Genomic DNA, 14954 nt, shown 5'->3' with positions numbered 1-14954 from the left:
GTGTCTTTTATGGCTTTAGTGGTTGTAAATAACTATAAAAATCCTAAAGGCATGGTAAATGCTAAAAAGAAAAGGAGAAATTTATGGCTTATATTTGGTCTTATCTCAGACGTTATCCTAAGTGGCTAGCAATGAATTTTACGGCAGCCATTTTATTTGTTATTGCTAACTTGGGTTTGCCGACGGTTCTTGCCAGAATGATTGATGAGGGAATAAACCGTGGTGATGTTGATAAGCTTTACGCTTATGCTTGGGTCATGTTTGGTGTAGTTTTGACTGGGATTGTTGGTCGTATACTTCTGTCCTATGCGGTTGGTAAGTTGACCACTACTATGGTGCAAGTTATGCGTAATGACATTTATGCTAAGCTTCAGGAGTATTCCCACCACGAGTATGAGCAGATTGGGGTATCCTCTTTGGTGACTCGTATTACATCAGATGCTTTTGTGCTTATGCAGTTTGCGGATCAGGTTCTTAAGCTAGGGGTTATCACTCCTTTGATGATGGTTTCCAGTGTCTTTTTGATTTTGACGACAAGTCCATCTTTGGCTTGGATTGTGGCAATCTCCTTACCTTTCCTAGCCGTAGTTGTCTGGTATGTGGCGGTAAAAACGCGTCCGCTTTCTGAAAAGCAACAGGCAACTCTCGACAAGATTAACCAGTATGCTCGTGAAAATCTGACTGGACTTCGTGTCATACGTGCTTTCGCTAGAGAAGATTTTCAAGAGAAGAAGTTCGCTTCTGAAAATGCTGTCTATGCGGATAATTCAAACAAGCTTTTCAAATTGACTGGTTTGACCGAGCCACTTTTTGTGCAAATCATCATAGCCATGATTGTGGCAATTGTTTGGTTTGCCCTTGAGCCATTAGGCTCTGGAAGTTTGGCTATCGGTGACTTGGTTGCCTTTATTGAGTACAGCTTCCATGCACTATTGTCCTTCCTTTTCCTAGCCAATCTCTTTACCATGTATCCTCGTACAGCGGTATCTAGTGAACGTCTGCAGGAAATTATGGACATGCCGATTTCTATCAATCCAAATGAAGATGGCGTGACAGAAACCGAGACTAAGGGATATTTGGAATTTGACAATGTGACCTTTGCCTATCCTGGTGAAACTGAAAGTCCTGTCTTACACAATATTTCTTTCAAGGCAAAACCTGGTGAAACCATTGCCTTTATTGGGTCTACGGGTTCAGGAAAATCATCACTTGTACAGTTAATTCCACGCTTTTATGATGTAACACTTGGACGCATTCTTGTTGATGGTGTAGATGTCCGTGACTACAATCTTAAGGCTCTTCGTCGTAAGATTGGCTTTATTCCACAAAAAGCCCTACTCTTTACAGGGACTATCGGTGAAAATATCCGTTATGGTAAGGAAAATGCCAGTCATGAAGAATTGAATCAAGCTACTGATGTGGCTCAAGCCAAGGAATTTATCGAAAGTAAGGAAGAACGCTATGATTCTCACTTGGCTGAGGGTGGTAGCAACCTTTCTGGTGGACAGAAGCAGCGTTTGTCAATTGCACGTGCGGTGGTTAAACGTCCTGATCTTTATATCTTTGATGATTCCTTCTCTGCCTTGGACTACAAGACTGATGCGACCTTGCGCCGTCGTCTAAAAGAAGTGACTCAAGATGCAACAGTCCTGATTGTAGCCCAACGTGTGGGAACTATCATGAATGCTGATCAAATCATTGTTTTGGATGAAGGTGAAATCGTTGGTCGTGGCCGTCATGAAGAGCTTATGGAAAGCAATGACATTTACCGTGAAATTGCTAATTCACAATTGAATCAAAAGAGTCTTACGGAAGACTAGAAGGAGGTCAAAATGAAGAATAATAAAAAGAAAACAAATCATTCCTCAAGTTTTGGCCGTCTTTGGTCATACTTGCAGGCTTATCGTTTCCCACTTTACCTAGCCATTTTCTTGAAAATTGTTAGTGTCATCATGAGTGTCATTGAACCCGTAGTCATTGGTTTAGCTATTACAGAGCTGACCAAAAATACGCTGGATATCATTAAGGGGGTAGAAGGCGCCCATATCAATGTATCCTATGTTGGTTTGGTTCTGGTTGTTTATCTCTTGCGTGGTCTTATTTATGAGTTGGCTGCCTACTATTCCAACTATTTCATGACCAATGCTGTGCAAGCAACGGTTCAAGATATGCGAAATGAGATGACCGATAAAATCAATCGTATCTCAGTGTCATACTTTGATAAGCACCAGTTTGGGGACCTCTTGGGCCGCTTTACTAGTGATGTTGAGACAGTATCTAATGCCTTGCAGCAGTCATTCTTGCAGATTGTTAATGCCGTCTTTACTCTAGTCTTAGTTATTGGAACAGTGCTTTACCTTAATCTTCAATTGGGAGCTGTGGTTGTTATCACTATTCCCATTACTTTCTTTGGTGCCCGTTTTATCATGAGTAAGTCTCAACCTTACTTTAAGCAGCAGGCTGATGCCCTAGGTACTCTTAATGGTTTTGTTCAGGAAAATCTGACTGGTTTCAATGTGCTTAAACTTTTTGGCCGTGAGGATAGATCTTTAGACGACTTTAAAGAGATTACGGAAGACCTTCAGAAGGTAGGTTTTAAGGCCAATTTCATTTCAGGCCTCATGATGCCTGTACTTAATGGTTTATCTGACTTGACCTATCTCATTGTCGCTGTTCTAGGTGGTTTGCAAGTTTTGGCTGGTCGCTTGACGATTGGTAATATGCAGGCCTTTGTTCAGTACGTTTGGCAGATTAATCAACCTATTCAGAACTTGACTCAGTTGGCTGGACAATTGCAGAGTGCTAAGTCTTCTTTGGACCGTATTTTCCAACTGATGGATGAACCAGACGAGGCTAATGATGCTACTGAAGTGCTAGAGGGAGATTTGACTGGGCAAGTTAGCTTTAAGCATGTGGACTTCCAGTATGTGGCTGATAAACCTTTGATTCGTGACTTTAATCTTGAGGTTAATCCTGGCGAAATGGTGGCCATTGTCGGTCCTACCGGTGCTGGGAAATCAACCATTATCAATCTCCTCATGCGTTTCTATGATGTGACTGCTGGTTCTATTTCAGTTGATGGTCACGATATCCGTAACCTGTCACGTCAGGATTATCGTAAACAGTTTGGTATGGTGCTTCAGGATGCTTGGCTCTTTGAAGGAACTATCAAGGAAAATCTTCGCTTCGGTAATCTTGAGGCGACTGACGAGGAGATTGTTGAAGCCGCTAAGGCTGCCAATGTGGACCACTTTATCCGTACACTACCTGGTGGTTACAACATGGAAATGAACCAGGAATCAAGTAACATTTCACTAGGACAAAAGCAACTTTTGACCATTGCGCGTGCGCTTTTGGCTGATCCTAAAATCTTGATTTTGGACGAGGCAACCTCATCGGTTGATACCCGTCTGGAACTCTTGATTCAAAAAGCCATGAAGACCCTTATGCAAGGTCGAACAAGTTTTGTCATTGCCCACCGTCTGTCGACTATTCAAGAAGCAGACAAAATTTTGGTCCTTAAAGATGGTCAAATCATCGAACAAGGGAACCATGAATCCCTCCTTGCAGATAAAGGCTTCTATTACGACTTGTATAATAGCCAGTTTGCGGAGAAATAAACAAAAAATCCATCAGTTCATAACTGGTGGATTTTTTCTGAATGTGGAGATCAATAAAAGAGACTTCTCCTATAGAGGCAAGTCTCAAAATCAATATTATTTCTCAGCACGTCGTGTGACAAACATGGCATCTCCGAAACTGAAGAAGCGGTAGCGTTCTTGGACGGCGTGTTTATAGGCATCAAGGACGAATTCACGGCCAGCAAAGGCTGAAACCAACATCACCAAGGTTGATTTTGGAAGGTGGAAGTTGGTTGAAAAGGCATCTACGACTGTGAATTGGTAGCCTGGTTTGATAAAGATATTGGTCCAACCTGAGTCGGCTTGGAGTTGACCATCGTATTTATTGCCGATTGTTTCCAGTGTTCGGATAGAGGTTGTTCCAACTGCAATGATGCGTCCTCCAGCGGCTTTGACACTATTGAGTGTATCGGCAGCGTCTTGGCTGAGGGTGTAAAATTCTGAGTGCATTTCATGTTCGTCGACATTATCGACAGAAACAGGTCGGAAGGTTCCCAGTCCAACGTGGAGGGTGAGGTAGACCAATTTTACGCCTTTAGCTTCAATCTTTTGAAGCAATTCAGGAGTGAAATGGAGACCAGCTGTTGGTGCAGCGGCAGAGCCATTTTCCTTGGCATAGACTGTTTGGTAACGGTCACGGTCTTCCAATTTTTCATGGATATAAGGTGGCAATGGCATCTCGCCCAAACTTTCCAAGACCTCAAGGAAGATACCGTCATAGCTAAATTCTACGATACGGCCACCGTGATCTAGTTCCTCAGTGACAGTGGCAGTCAAACGGCCATCACCAAAACTGACTCTAGCACCTACTTTAAGGCGTTTGGCCGGTTTGGCCAAAACTTCCCATTGATCGCCTTGTGTATTTTTCAAAAGGAGAAATTCCACATGGCCGTGGGTATCAGGCTTTTCACCGTAGAGGCGGGCAGGAAGCACGCGCGTATTGTTCATGACCAAGGCATCGCTAGGGTTAAGCTGGTCGATGATGTGGTCGAAGTGGGTATCAGTCATTTCCTTGGTTACAGGATCAATGACCAAGAGTTTAGAGGCGTCACGTTGTTCCAATGGGGTTTGGGCAATCAGTTCCTCTGGTAGTTCAAAATCAAAATCGTTTGTATTCATTTCTTTCCTCGTTTAAAAATTTTCAGCCTTTTTATTATAGCACGATATAGGGCGACCGTCATTAAACTTATTGAGTGAAAGCGCTTGACAAAAAGGTTAAAAAAAGAGATAATAAAGAAAAATGGTATATACCAATATCGAGGTGAATAGAATGAAAAAGATTTTAGTAAAAAATCAAGTTGAGGGAGGCCAAGTTGCCTTTGATCTTCTTAAAGAGAGCCTTGCAGCGGGTGCTCAGACATTGGGATTGGCGACAGGTAGTTCACCTATCGCCCTTTACCAAGAGATGGTTGAGAGTGACGTGGATTTTTCGGAACTTTACAGCGTCAATTTAGATGAATACGTTGGATTAGCACCAGACCATGAGCAGAGCTACCATGCCTTTATGAAGGCTCAACTCTTTGATGCTAAGCCATTTAAAGAGAGCTTCTTACCTGACGGCATGGCTGAAGATTTAGAACAGGCGGCCAAGGATTACGATGACGTCTTGGCACAACATGCCATTGACCTGCAAATCCTAGGAATCGGAAGTAATGGACATATTGGCTTTAATGAGCCAGGTACGCCTTTTGATAGTCAAACTCATGTGGTCGACTTGACGGACAGCACCATTGAAGCCAATAGCCGTTTCTTTGCCAGTCGTGACCAAGTTCCTACAAAGGCTATTTCAATGGGGATTGCTTCCATTATGGCTGCCAAGAAGATTATTTTGTTTGCCTATGGTGACAAGAAGGCAGATGCCATTTTCAAGATGGTCAAGGGTCCAGTAACAGAGGAAGTACCGGCCAGTGTCTTGCAACATCATCCAGATGTGACTCTTATCTTAGATGAGGCTGCTGCTGCGAAATTGTAGGAGAAAACATGAGTTACAAAATTTACGACATGTGCTTTTCAAAGGTCTATCCTATGCTAGTGGCCAAGGCAGAGCGGAAAGACAGGAGTCGAGCAGAGGTGGATCAGGTAACTACGTGGTTGACCGACTATTCGTCAACGGCTATTGAGGAGGCTCTATCATCTGAAGTTAGTTACGGAGATTTCTTTCGTCAAGCTCCTGCCCTCAATCCTAAGCGTCATCTGATTACGGGATCCATCTGTGGGGTTAAGTTGACTGAAATTAAAGAACCTCTTATGCAAGATATTCGCTATCTGGATAAGCTAGTAGATGAGCTGGCTAAGGGGAGACCTATGGAAAAGGTAATAAGAAGTTAAGTTATTTAAACTCAGGTTGAGGCATCTGGTACTCAGCCTTTTTCTTTTGTGACAATTCTCCTCCAAACAAATCAATTGCCTAGTCCTCTTTGATAGCGCTATAATAGTTAAGTTGACTTTGACTATCAAACAACAGATATAGATATTTCATAAAGAAAGAGGACATACAATGGCAAAACCTATTCGAGTATTGCTTTATTATAAATACCTTCCCATCGAAAATGCTGAGCAATTTGCGGCTGATCACTTGGCTTTCTGTAAGTCAATCGGTTTGAAAGGACGTATCTTGGTCGCTGACGAGGGAATCAATGGAACGGTTTCTGGTGACTATGAAACCACTCAAAAATACATGGACTACGTTCACAGCCTTCCAGGGATGGAGGATCTCTGGTTCAAGATTGATGAGGAAGAAGAGCAAGCCTTCAAGAAGATGTTTGTTCGTTACAAGAAGGAAATCGTCCACCTTGGTTTAGAGGATGACAACTTTGACAGCGACATTAATCCACTTGAAACTACAGGTGCTTACTTGTCACCAAAAGAGTTTAAAGATGCTCTTTTAGATGAGGACACTGTTGTCCTCGATACACGTAACGACTATGAGTATGACCTTGGTCACTTCCGTGGAGCCATTCGTCCAGACATTCGCAACTTCCGTGAATTGCCACAATGGGTCCGCGACCATAAAGAAGAGTTCATGGATAAGCGCGTGGTTGTGTACTGTACTGGTGGTGTCCGCTGTGAGAAATTCTCAGGTTGGATGGTCCGTGAAGGCTACAAAGATGTTGGTCAATTGCACGGTGGTATCGCAACTTACGGAAAAGACCAAGAGGTTCAAGGGGAGCTTTGGGATGGTAAGATGTATGTTTTTGACGAGCGTATTGCTGTGGATATCAACCATGTAGACCCTGTCGTTGTCGGTAAAGATTGGTTCGATGGCACGCCATGCGAACGCTATGTTAACTGTGGTAACCCATTCTGTAACCGTCGTATCCTTGCTTCAGAGGAAAATGAAGACAAATACCTCCGTGGCTGCTCACACGAATGTCGTGTTCACCCACGAAACCGTTATGTCTCTGAAAATGGTTTGAGCCAAGAAGAAGTTGTCGAACGCCTTGCGGCTATTGGTGAGAGTTTGGATGTAACACCAGCCTAAGTTTAAATAGAGAAGAAGCTGAGAGCAATCTCGGCTTTTTATTTTGCAATTTATTTCTAAAATAATGACATATATATATTGCAATTAGAAATATATAGTGTATAATTAAGATGAAAATAGCTGGTGAACCTAATCAATTTCGACGATAATATCAGATATGATGTAAAGGAGGGGGCATGTGGCAAAGAATTTACGTTTAAAAGCAGCTCGAGCAGAGCATGATATGACCCAGGGTGACTTGGCAGAAGCTGTAGGTGCAACAAGACAAACCATAGGTTTGATTGAAGCTGGAAAGTACAATCCCAGCCTAGCCTTATGCATTGCCATTTGCAAGACACTGGACAGGACCTTGGATCAACTGTTTTGGGAGAATTAGGAAGGAAGTAAAGATGATGAAATTCAAACTGGTTAATAATAAGGTTACAGATGAACGCGAGAAAGCTCTAAATAATAAGGTTGCTGCTGAATGTTATTACATAATGATTGCAGGGACGCTTGTATGCTTGGTCTATAGCTCCTTCTTTAATAGGGGTGCCATCACCTCTAATTACTTGGCCTTTCCAATGTTGATAGCATGGATTTGGTCTATTTATAGATCTGAACGACTTAGTGTTAACACTTTTGGGGGTTCTGGTATGACAGTCCTAGGTTGTTTACTAGTGACTGGGCTTATCACCCTTATGATAATGTCAGCTAACTATCGGTACAACCATGATGTCTATCATAATAATCCCTTGGATCCTAGATATCTCATGGTTTGGCCAATTACTTATATCATATATGCTCCCGTTGTTTTCTTTATGAATTGGTCTATCGTTGCATTGGGAAGATATGAGAGAAGACGTCTCGAAAAACAGCTGGACGATTTGGAGAATGAAGAATAAATAGTGATAGAATCAGACTGTTCTGTTTGGTCTGATTTTTTTATGTTATAATGGGTCCTAAAATTAAGGAGGTCACGTATGCTACTAACTGAATTTGATGCGAATAGACAAGCGATTATCAATCCCGAGGACTTGAATGAGCCTCTTGAGGGGTTTCCTAAAATAGCTGTGTCCTGTTTTTCTCGTTCGACCTTTCAACGAATGCTTGAGATGTTTCCCCATGAACTTATCTATGAGACGTCCATGGCGAATGTGGCTATTCCGATTTATAAGCTTGTTATTGCTGAGCAGGAGTTGGCTCTTTTTAATGCACCTGTAGGCGCCTCTGCCTGTGTGGCTATTTTAGAGGATATTTTTGCCTTGGGAGCTGATAAACTTGTACTCTTTGGGACTTGTGGTGTTCTTGATGAAGATATTAAAGAGACTTCTATTATTATTCCTAGTCATGCCCTTAGAGATGAAGGGACGAGTTTTCACTATGTGGAAGCCAGCGATGAGATTGCGGTAAATGTGGGTGTTTTAGACCGTTTTCGTTCCTATCTCAATGAACGTCAGATTTCTCATAAGGAAGGCAAAGTTTGGACAACTGATGGCATTTACCGTGAGACGAATGGTAAACTCAAAGCTCGAAAGGCAGCAGGAGCCATTTGTGTGGATATGGAGTGTTCTGCAGTTGCAGCTTTAGCAAAGTTTAGAGGTGTTGAAATCTGTCATTTCTTCTATGCTGCAGACCACCTTTCTGAAGGTAATTGGGATGCCCGTAACTTGATGAATCATGCAGATTTGGATGAAAAGGACAAGGTAGCTTTATTAGCTTTGGAGTTTGCGTGTGACTGGAGTAAACCTTAAAAAATCCTACTTTTCAACCTTCTTATTTGTAATTATTCTAAATAACTGCTATAATATTTTTTAGAATGATTCTAAATAAGGAGTGAATAAATTGGAAGATAAGAATTTTGCAGAGCGTTTAAATATTTTGAGAGCTGGTGTTTTAGGTGCCAATGATGGAATCATTTCCATTGCGGGAGTGGTTATCGGTGTGGCTAGTGCGACATCAAACATCTGGTTTATTTTGATTTCTGCCTTGTCAGCCATTTTTGCCGGTGCCTTTTCGATGGCAGGTGGCGAATATGTCAGTGTCTCAACGCAAAAAGATACCGAAGAAGCTGCCATCGCTAAGGAACAAGCTCTCCTGGATCGCTCACCTGAAGCAGCTAGAGAGAGTTTGTACCGAACCTTCCTCAGTCAGGGGGATTGCGAAACAGCAGCCGAAGTCAAGGTCAATCAAGCCTTCAGTAAAAATCCTATTAAGGTCTTGGTTGAGGAAAAATATGGAGTGGACTTGGATGAAATTACCAATCCATGGCATGCTGCCGTATCTAGTTTCTTTGCTTTTTCGGTTGGTTCCTTGCCACCAGCACTAGCTATCATGCTTTTCCCAGAGCCTTACCGTATTCCTGTAACAGTGGTCGTGGTTGCACTGACTTTGCTCTTGACTGGCTATATTAGTGCCAAGCTCGGAAAAGCACCTATTAAACAAGCTATGTTGCGTAATTTGACAGTAGGACTCTTGACCATGCTTGTGACCTTCTTGGTTGGGCATATCTTCCATGTGAATGTGTAATTGTTAGTAGTATAAGTCTACCTTTTAGGTAGGCTTTTTTAGTCTGCTAGACCAAGCTTATCCGTGGTACAATAGGGTTATGCGTTTAGATAAATTATTAGGACAGGCAGGCTATGGTTCCCGCAATCAGGTTAAGAAGCTCATTCGTAGTCGTCAGGTGTATGTGGATGGTATCTTGGCGGATCGAGATAATCTTAATGTGGATGCTAGTCTTCAAACTATCACGGTTTCTGGTAAGGAACTGGAGCATACGCCAGAAGTTTACTATCTCATGAATAAGCCAGCAGGTGTAGTGTCAGCTCGAAAGGACAAGGAACACCAGACAGTCATTGATTTGATAAAGCCTGAAGATAAGAGAGACGGTCTCTATCCTGTGGGTCGATTGGATAGAGATACGGAGGGTTTGGTGCTGATTACTAACAATGGGCCTCTGGGCTTTGCCATGCTTCACCCACGTTATCATGTGGCTAAGACTTATTATGTTGAGGTCAATGATGTTCTTGGGCCTGATGCACCTGCATTTTTTGAATCCGGTGTTGTCTTTGAGGATGGTACTGTTTGTCAATCAGCTCAGCTGGAAGTTTTAAGTTCTGCGAGTGACAAGAGCTGTGCTAGAATTACGATTTCGGAAGGCAAGTTTCATCAAGTGAAAAAGATGTTTTTGGCTTATGGCGTCAAGGTAACCTATCTTAAGCGTATTTCTTTTGGAGAGTTTAAGCTTAATGAAGGGATGGTAGTAGGTTCCTACCGGGCGTTAACGGAAGCGGAAAAAGCAATCTTACGTACTTATCTTGGCTAGTAGCCCTATGTGGTTTAAAGTGCGATAGGAACTTTCAATCTCATGATAGGTTCCCTCTATCATGACCCTTAATACTGTAAGGCCCATAACGACGGTCTTTTCTAGGGGTATAAGTGAAACTTATGGCATTCCATAAGTTTTTTTAATTTCTCAAGCCTTGTTTCTGGTGGTATGATGGTATCAATTCGATTGAGAACTGAAGTAAGTCAGGAGCAATGACCAAGTCTAATCAGAGAGGGAGGTTCATTATGACAGAAGCATTTTATAATCATTTAGCAAAGACACGTCATCAGATTCACCAACATCCAGAGGTTTCTGAGGAGGAGCACGAGACGACAGTCTTTTTGAAAGGTTATTTGAAAAATCTAGGTATTGAGCCTTTAAATTATCCCTTGAAGACGGGACTCGTCGCTGAGATTGGGTCAGGTCATCCGATTATTGCTTTGCGTGCTGATATTGATGCCCTACCAATTAAGGAAAAGACAGGACTTCCTTATGCCAGCAACAATGGGGCCATGCATGCCTGTGGTCATGACTTTCACCAGACCTCTCTACTTGGAGCTGCTCAGCTTTTAAAAGAGAGAGAAGCAGAGCTTAAGGGGACTGTTCGCTTGATTTTTCAACCAGCCGAGGAAAATTTCCAAGGGGCCTATCAGGTCATTGAAGCGGGTGGTCTTGACGGTGTGTCAGCTATCATCGGTTATCACAATAATCCTCACTTGAAACCTGGTCAGATTGGTCTTCGTTCGGGAGCTATCATGGCAGGTGTGGAGCAGTTTAGGGTTGATGTTAAAGGTGTTTCGTCCCATGCTGCCCGTCCTGATTTGGGTGTGGATACGGTCTTGGTCACTACGACCATCATCAACAATTTACAACAGATTGTTGCTCGTACGGTATCGCCCTTTGAATCGGCTGTATTGTCAGTCACTCATATCGAAGTTGGAAATACCTGGAATGTCCTTCCGGCATCGGGATTTTTCGAAGGAACGATTCGTACCTTTGAGCCTAAGGTTCGTGAAGATGTCATTGCTCGCTTTGAAAAAGTTGTTCAGGCGACAGCTGACCAGTTTGGTGCTCAAGTTGACATTACTTGGGGTAATTCACCTTACGTGACCTACAATGACCAGACACTCACACCACTCATCTTTGAAAATTCTAAGGCCTTTGCAGAAGTGATTGAAACTTTGCCATCAACAGGGGGCGAAGACTTTGCGGCCTATCAAAAGGAAATACCAGGAGTCTTTGCCTTTATCGGCTCTAATGGTGAAGAAAATGCACCAGACTGGCATCATGATGATTTCCTTGTGAAAGATGAGGCCTTGCCAGTAGCTGTTAATTACTATGTGGAAAACGCCCTTTTCCTACTTGACTATTTTAAGAAGAAAGGCAAATGACCATTCCCTTAATCGGTATTACCAGTAATGAAAAACTTGTTAGGGAGTTGAGAGCTTCACTGACGCCCCATTTATAGGTGTTCAGTGGCATGCTGAGTTTCTCTTGGGACATAAGTTCTTAAAAGACCAAGGACTCTTTGATTATTTTGTTAAGAGTTTTAAATAAAGCTTAAGGACTTTAAATTGGTACTACTTTTGATATTGAAAAGGAGGACGTGCCTAAGGAAAAATATTCTTTTGATCATTTAGTTTACACTTAAGAACCCAGCCGATTGGTTGGGTTCTTTTGTCGTATTTTAGAAGCAAGATTTCAGGACTTAGAAAGGGAGGGAAGATTTTTCACTTGCTATTTTTGAGTTTTTTAGATAAAATGAAAGCGTTATCATTTCAAAAATAGATAGGAAGTGGTCAAGTCATCTTTTTGATGGTTGACCTTATAACTTCCGAATAAGGAGAAACGTATGTTAATTGGTATTCCAAAAGAAATCAAAAATAACGAGAACCGTGTGGCTCTAACGCCTGCTGGTGTGCAAAGTCTTGTAGCTAAGGGACATGTCGTGTTAATCGAAACAAATGCAGGCCTTGGCTCTGGTTTTGCGGATGCAGATTATGCCAATCAAGGTGCTAAAATCGTTGCAACTGCTGCAGAAGCATGGGCAGCAGAACTTGTTGTTAAAGTTAAGGAGCCACTTGCTGAAGAATATGGCTTCCTTCGTGAGGACCTTTTACTTTTTACTTACTTGCACATGGCAGCAGCGCCAGAATTGGCAGATGCTATGGTCAATGCTAAGACAACAGGTGTGGCCTATGAAACAGTACGTAGCCAAGAAGGTCACCTACCACTTTTGGTTCCAATGAGTGAAGTAGCAGGACGTATGGCCGTTCAAATCGGTGCACATTTCTTGACCAAACAAGAAGGTGGCTCTGGTGTTCTCCTAGGTGGTGTGCCTGGAGTTCCTAAAGGTAAAGTAACTATTATCGGGGGTGGTGTCGTAGGGACACATGCAGCCCGCATTGCCCTTGGACTTGGGGCTCAAGTGACTATCCTTGATATCAGTGCCAAACGTTTGTCTGTCCTTGAAGAGGTCTTTGGTAGCCAAATTCAAACACTTATGTCAAATCCACTCAATATTGAAGCGAGTGTCCGAGATGCTGACGTGGTTATCGGTGCAGTTCTTATCCCAGGGGCAAAAGCGCCGAAACTCGTTACAGACGATATGGTTAAACAAATGCGTCCAGGTTCTGTTATTGTTGACGTTGCCGTTGACCAAGGTGGGGTTGTTGAAACTGCGGATCGTGTGACTACTCACGATGAGCCTGTTTATGAAACACATGGTGTCCTTCACTATGCTGTTGCCAATATCCCAGGAGCTGTGGCACGTACATCAACCATTGCCCTTACCAATGTCACATTGCCTTATATTGAAGCCCTTGCAGGAAAAGGATTCAGAAAAGCCATTAACGACGACGAAGGTCTTCGTCAAGGGGTTACAACCTACCAAGGTCATATTACTAGCAAACCGGTTGCAAAGGGCTTAGACAGAGAGTATACATCAATTGATGAATTGGCATAAATAGATTATTTAGCATAAACAAAGAGGAGTCGCACCATGATTTGGTTGGCTCTTTTTTTGTGGTCTGAGACAAGAAGTGAATCATTTTTTTGCTAGTTGAGGGGTGAGTAGTTGCAAAGGATGGATTTTTTCTAATTTTGGTCTTATTTTATGCTATAATGAGTAGAAATATTAAGGGGAGTAATGAGTATCTATAATGCTTGCCATTAGGAGGTTTTATCGTGGCCAACCATATTCGTGTGATCACAGCAATTGTTTTCTCGCAGCTTGTCGTCTTTTATTTTGGTTTTCGTATGGATGTCTCTTTGACCAAACTGCTAACCACAGTAACTGTAGCATCTCTAGTTGAGATTATTTATCATGTGAGGCTTGTTCGTAAGATAGGAGCTAATATTTCTTTTGAAACTTTTTGGAAAAATTGTGACCAACTTTTTAGAAAAAATGCTGTGCTATTGGCTATTTTAGTTTGTGACCTACTTATTTTTAAAGGTGGGGATTTCATGGCCTTCACTCTTTGGCAAGTTACCTTTGTTGTCTTGGTAAGTATTATCATCATGGCATCAAATAATGCCCCAGACGCATGATACTACTTAAATCTTACAATAGAAAGTGTGTAGATAATGTTTACCATTCAAAGAAATCATTTGTCGGACCCAGGTGTAGATTATGTCACTTTTGGTAAGGGAGACAAAACTCTTATTATCATTACGGGATTAAGTTTGCAACGATTAGGTGATATGTCCAACCTGACTATTTACTCACTATTTTATCAATACGCTAAGGAGTACAAGGTCTATATTTTTGATAGAAGGGACCACATCGAAGAAGGCGTTTCTATTGAGGATATGGCGGATGACCTCTATCAGTCCTTGCAAGAATTACATATTGCTAATGCCTCTATCATAGGCATATCACAGGGAGGCATGATTGCTCAGCTATTTGCTATCAAATATCCTCAAGAGGTGAAGAAACTAGTATTAGCTCTGACACTCTCTCGCAATAATGCCATCAGTAGAGAAACCATAGGAGGGTGGATAGAGATGGCAGAAAATGGTGATATGGATAAGCTCAATATGGATTCCATGAGTAAATCATTTTCGTCACCTGTTTTAAAGAAATTATATGTGATTAACAGATTATTTTTGAAGTCTGTAAGCAAGGAAAAACGCCATCGCTTTGTCTGTTTAGCCAAGTCAATTCTAGCCTTTGATTGCTATAGTTCGCTTGATAAAATCACTTGTCCGACCCTTGTTCTGGGAGCCAAAAACGATTTAGTTCTGGGTGTGGATGGCGCCAGGGAGCTGGCAAATGGCATTCCAAATGCTTCCTATTATGAATTTAGCAAACTGGGGCACGCAGCCTTTATTGAAAGTAAGCAATTTAATAAAATGATATTAGAATTTCTGCGAGAAAACACTTAGGTAGTGGACTTATGGAAATCTATTAAAATAGAATGAGAAAGGGGTTACAGTGGAGCTTGTGAACTGCACCCCAAAAGTTAGACAGAAAAAATCTAACTTTTGGGGTGTTTTTATTATGAAATTGACTTATGAAGAT

Annotated in this window: 15 protein-coding genes; 14 read left to right on the top strand and 1 reads right to left on the bottom strand. The window is 42.0% G+C overall.

The window, feature by feature from the left end:
- The first annotated feature begins 83 nt into the window (after positions 1 to 83).
- Entirely contained in the window at positions 84 to 1820 is a 1737-nt protein-coding gene (locus H7U04_RS00910; protein WP_110981153.1) for an ABC transporter ATP-binding protein, read from the top strand.
- A gap of 12 nt (positions 1821 to 1832) precedes the next feature.
- A complete protein-coding gene (locus H7U04_RS00905; RefSeq protein ID WP_201059230.1) occupies positions 1833 to 3620 on the top strand; it encodes an ABC transporter ATP-binding protein in 1788 nt (595 codons plus the stop codon).
- A gap of 96 nt (positions 3621 to 3716) precedes the next feature.
- Here the strand turns inward: H7U04_RS00905 and queA are convergent, their stop codons facing one another.
- Positions 3717 to 4760: a tRNA preQ1(34) S-adenosylmethionine ribosyltransferase-isomerase QueA gene (gene queA, locus H7U04_RS00900; RefSeq protein WP_080610326.1), complete on the bottom strand. Its 1044-nt coding sequence runs from the start codon at positions 4758 to 4760 to the stop codon at positions 3717 to 3719.
- Positions 4761 to 4911: 151 nt separating this feature from the next.
- Between queA and H7U04_RS00895 the strand changes: the two genes are divergently transcribed.
- From H7U04_RS00895 to H7U04_RS00840, 12 genes are all read left to right on the top strand, one after another.
- Positions 4912 to 5613: a glucosamine-6-phosphate deaminase gene (locus H7U04_RS00895; protein ID WP_156685451.1), complete on the top strand. Its 702-nt coding sequence runs from the start codon at positions 4912 to 4914 to the stop codon at positions 5611 to 5613.
- An 8-nt stretch (positions 5614 to 5621) separates the two neighbouring features.
- On the top strand, positions 5622 to 5969 hold the full coding sequence (locus H7U04_RS00890; protein ID WP_073689830.1) for a DUF2200 domain-containing protein: 348 nt from the start codon (positions 5622 to 5624) through the stop codon (positions 5967 to 5969).
- A gap of 169 nt (positions 5970 to 6138) precedes the next feature.
- Positions 6139 to 7122: a rhodanese-related sulfurtransferase gene (locus tag H7U04_RS00885; RefSeq protein ID WP_107372706.1), complete on the top strand. Its 984-nt coding sequence runs from the start codon at positions 6139 to 6141 to the stop codon at positions 7120 to 7122.
- Positions 7123 to 7300: 178 nt separating this feature from the next.
- Positions 7301 to 7498 carry a helix-turn-helix transcriptional regulator gene (locus H7U04_RS00880; RefSeq protein ID WP_004182985.1) on the top strand — a complete coding sequence of 66 codons (198 nt, stop codon included), beginning with the start codon at positions 7301 to 7303 and terminating at the stop codon, positions 7496 to 7498.
- 13 nt (positions 7499 to 7511) lie between these two features.
- Positions 7512 to 8006 carry a DUF6773 family protein gene (locus H7U04_RS00875; RefSeq protein WP_107372708.1) on the top strand — a complete coding sequence of 165 codons (495 nt, stop codon included), beginning with the start codon at positions 7512 to 7514 and terminating at the stop codon, positions 8004 to 8006.
- Positions 8007 to 8084: 78 nt separating this feature from the next.
- Positions 8085 to 8855, top strand: a complete 771-nt coding sequence (locus H7U04_RS00870) for a nucleoside phosphorylase (RefSeq protein WP_107372710.1) — start codon at positions 8085 to 8087, stop codon at positions 8853 to 8855.
- Between the two features lie 91 nt (positions 8856 to 8946).
- Positions 8947 to 9630, top strand: coding sequence for a VIT family protein (locus H7U04_RS00865; RefSeq protein ID WP_107372711.1), 684 nt, complete (start codon positions 8947 to 8949; stop codon positions 9628 to 9630).
- A 79-nt stretch (positions 9631 to 9709) separates the two neighbouring features.
- On the top strand, positions 9710 to 10429 hold the full coding sequence (locus H7U04_RS00860) for a 16S rRNA pseudouridine(516) synthase (RefSeq protein WP_201059229.1): 720 nt from the start codon (positions 9710 to 9712) through the stop codon (positions 10427 to 10429).
- 248 nt (positions 10430 to 10677) lie between these two features.
- Complete coding sequence (locus tag H7U04_RS00855; RefSeq protein WP_201059228.1) at positions 10678 to 11823, top strand: amidohydrolase; 1146 nt, start codon at positions 10678 to 10680, stop codon at positions 11821 to 11823.
- Between the two features lie 461 nt (positions 11824 to 12284).
- Positions 12285 to 13397 (top strand): alanine dehydrogenase, encoded by a 1113-nt coding sequence (gene ald, locus H7U04_RS00850; protein WP_155123833.1) that lies wholly within the window; start codon positions 12285 to 12287, stop codon positions 13395 to 13397.
- Between the two features lie 221 nt (positions 13398 to 13618).
- On the top strand, positions 13619 to 13981 hold the full coding sequence (locus tag H7U04_RS00845; RefSeq protein WP_195914466.1) for a hypothetical protein: 363 nt from the start codon (positions 13619 to 13621) through the stop codon (positions 13979 to 13981).
- A gap of 36 nt (positions 13982 to 14017) precedes the next feature.
- Positions 14018 to 14818: an alpha/beta fold hydrolase gene (locus tag H7U04_RS00840; protein WP_155123835.1), complete on the top strand. Its 801-nt coding sequence runs from the start codon at positions 14018 to 14020 to the stop codon at positions 14816 to 14818.
- Positions 14819 to 14954: the final 136 nt, after the last annotated feature.

Origin of the sequence: Streptococcus sp. 22.1 (assembly GCF_016648645.1) — a bacterium.
GTDB lineage: Bacteria > Bacillota > Bacilli > Lactobacillales > Streptococcaceae > Streptococcus.
Note: the sequence above shows the minus strand (reverse complement) of the source record. Positions and strands in the feature narration are given on the sequence as shown.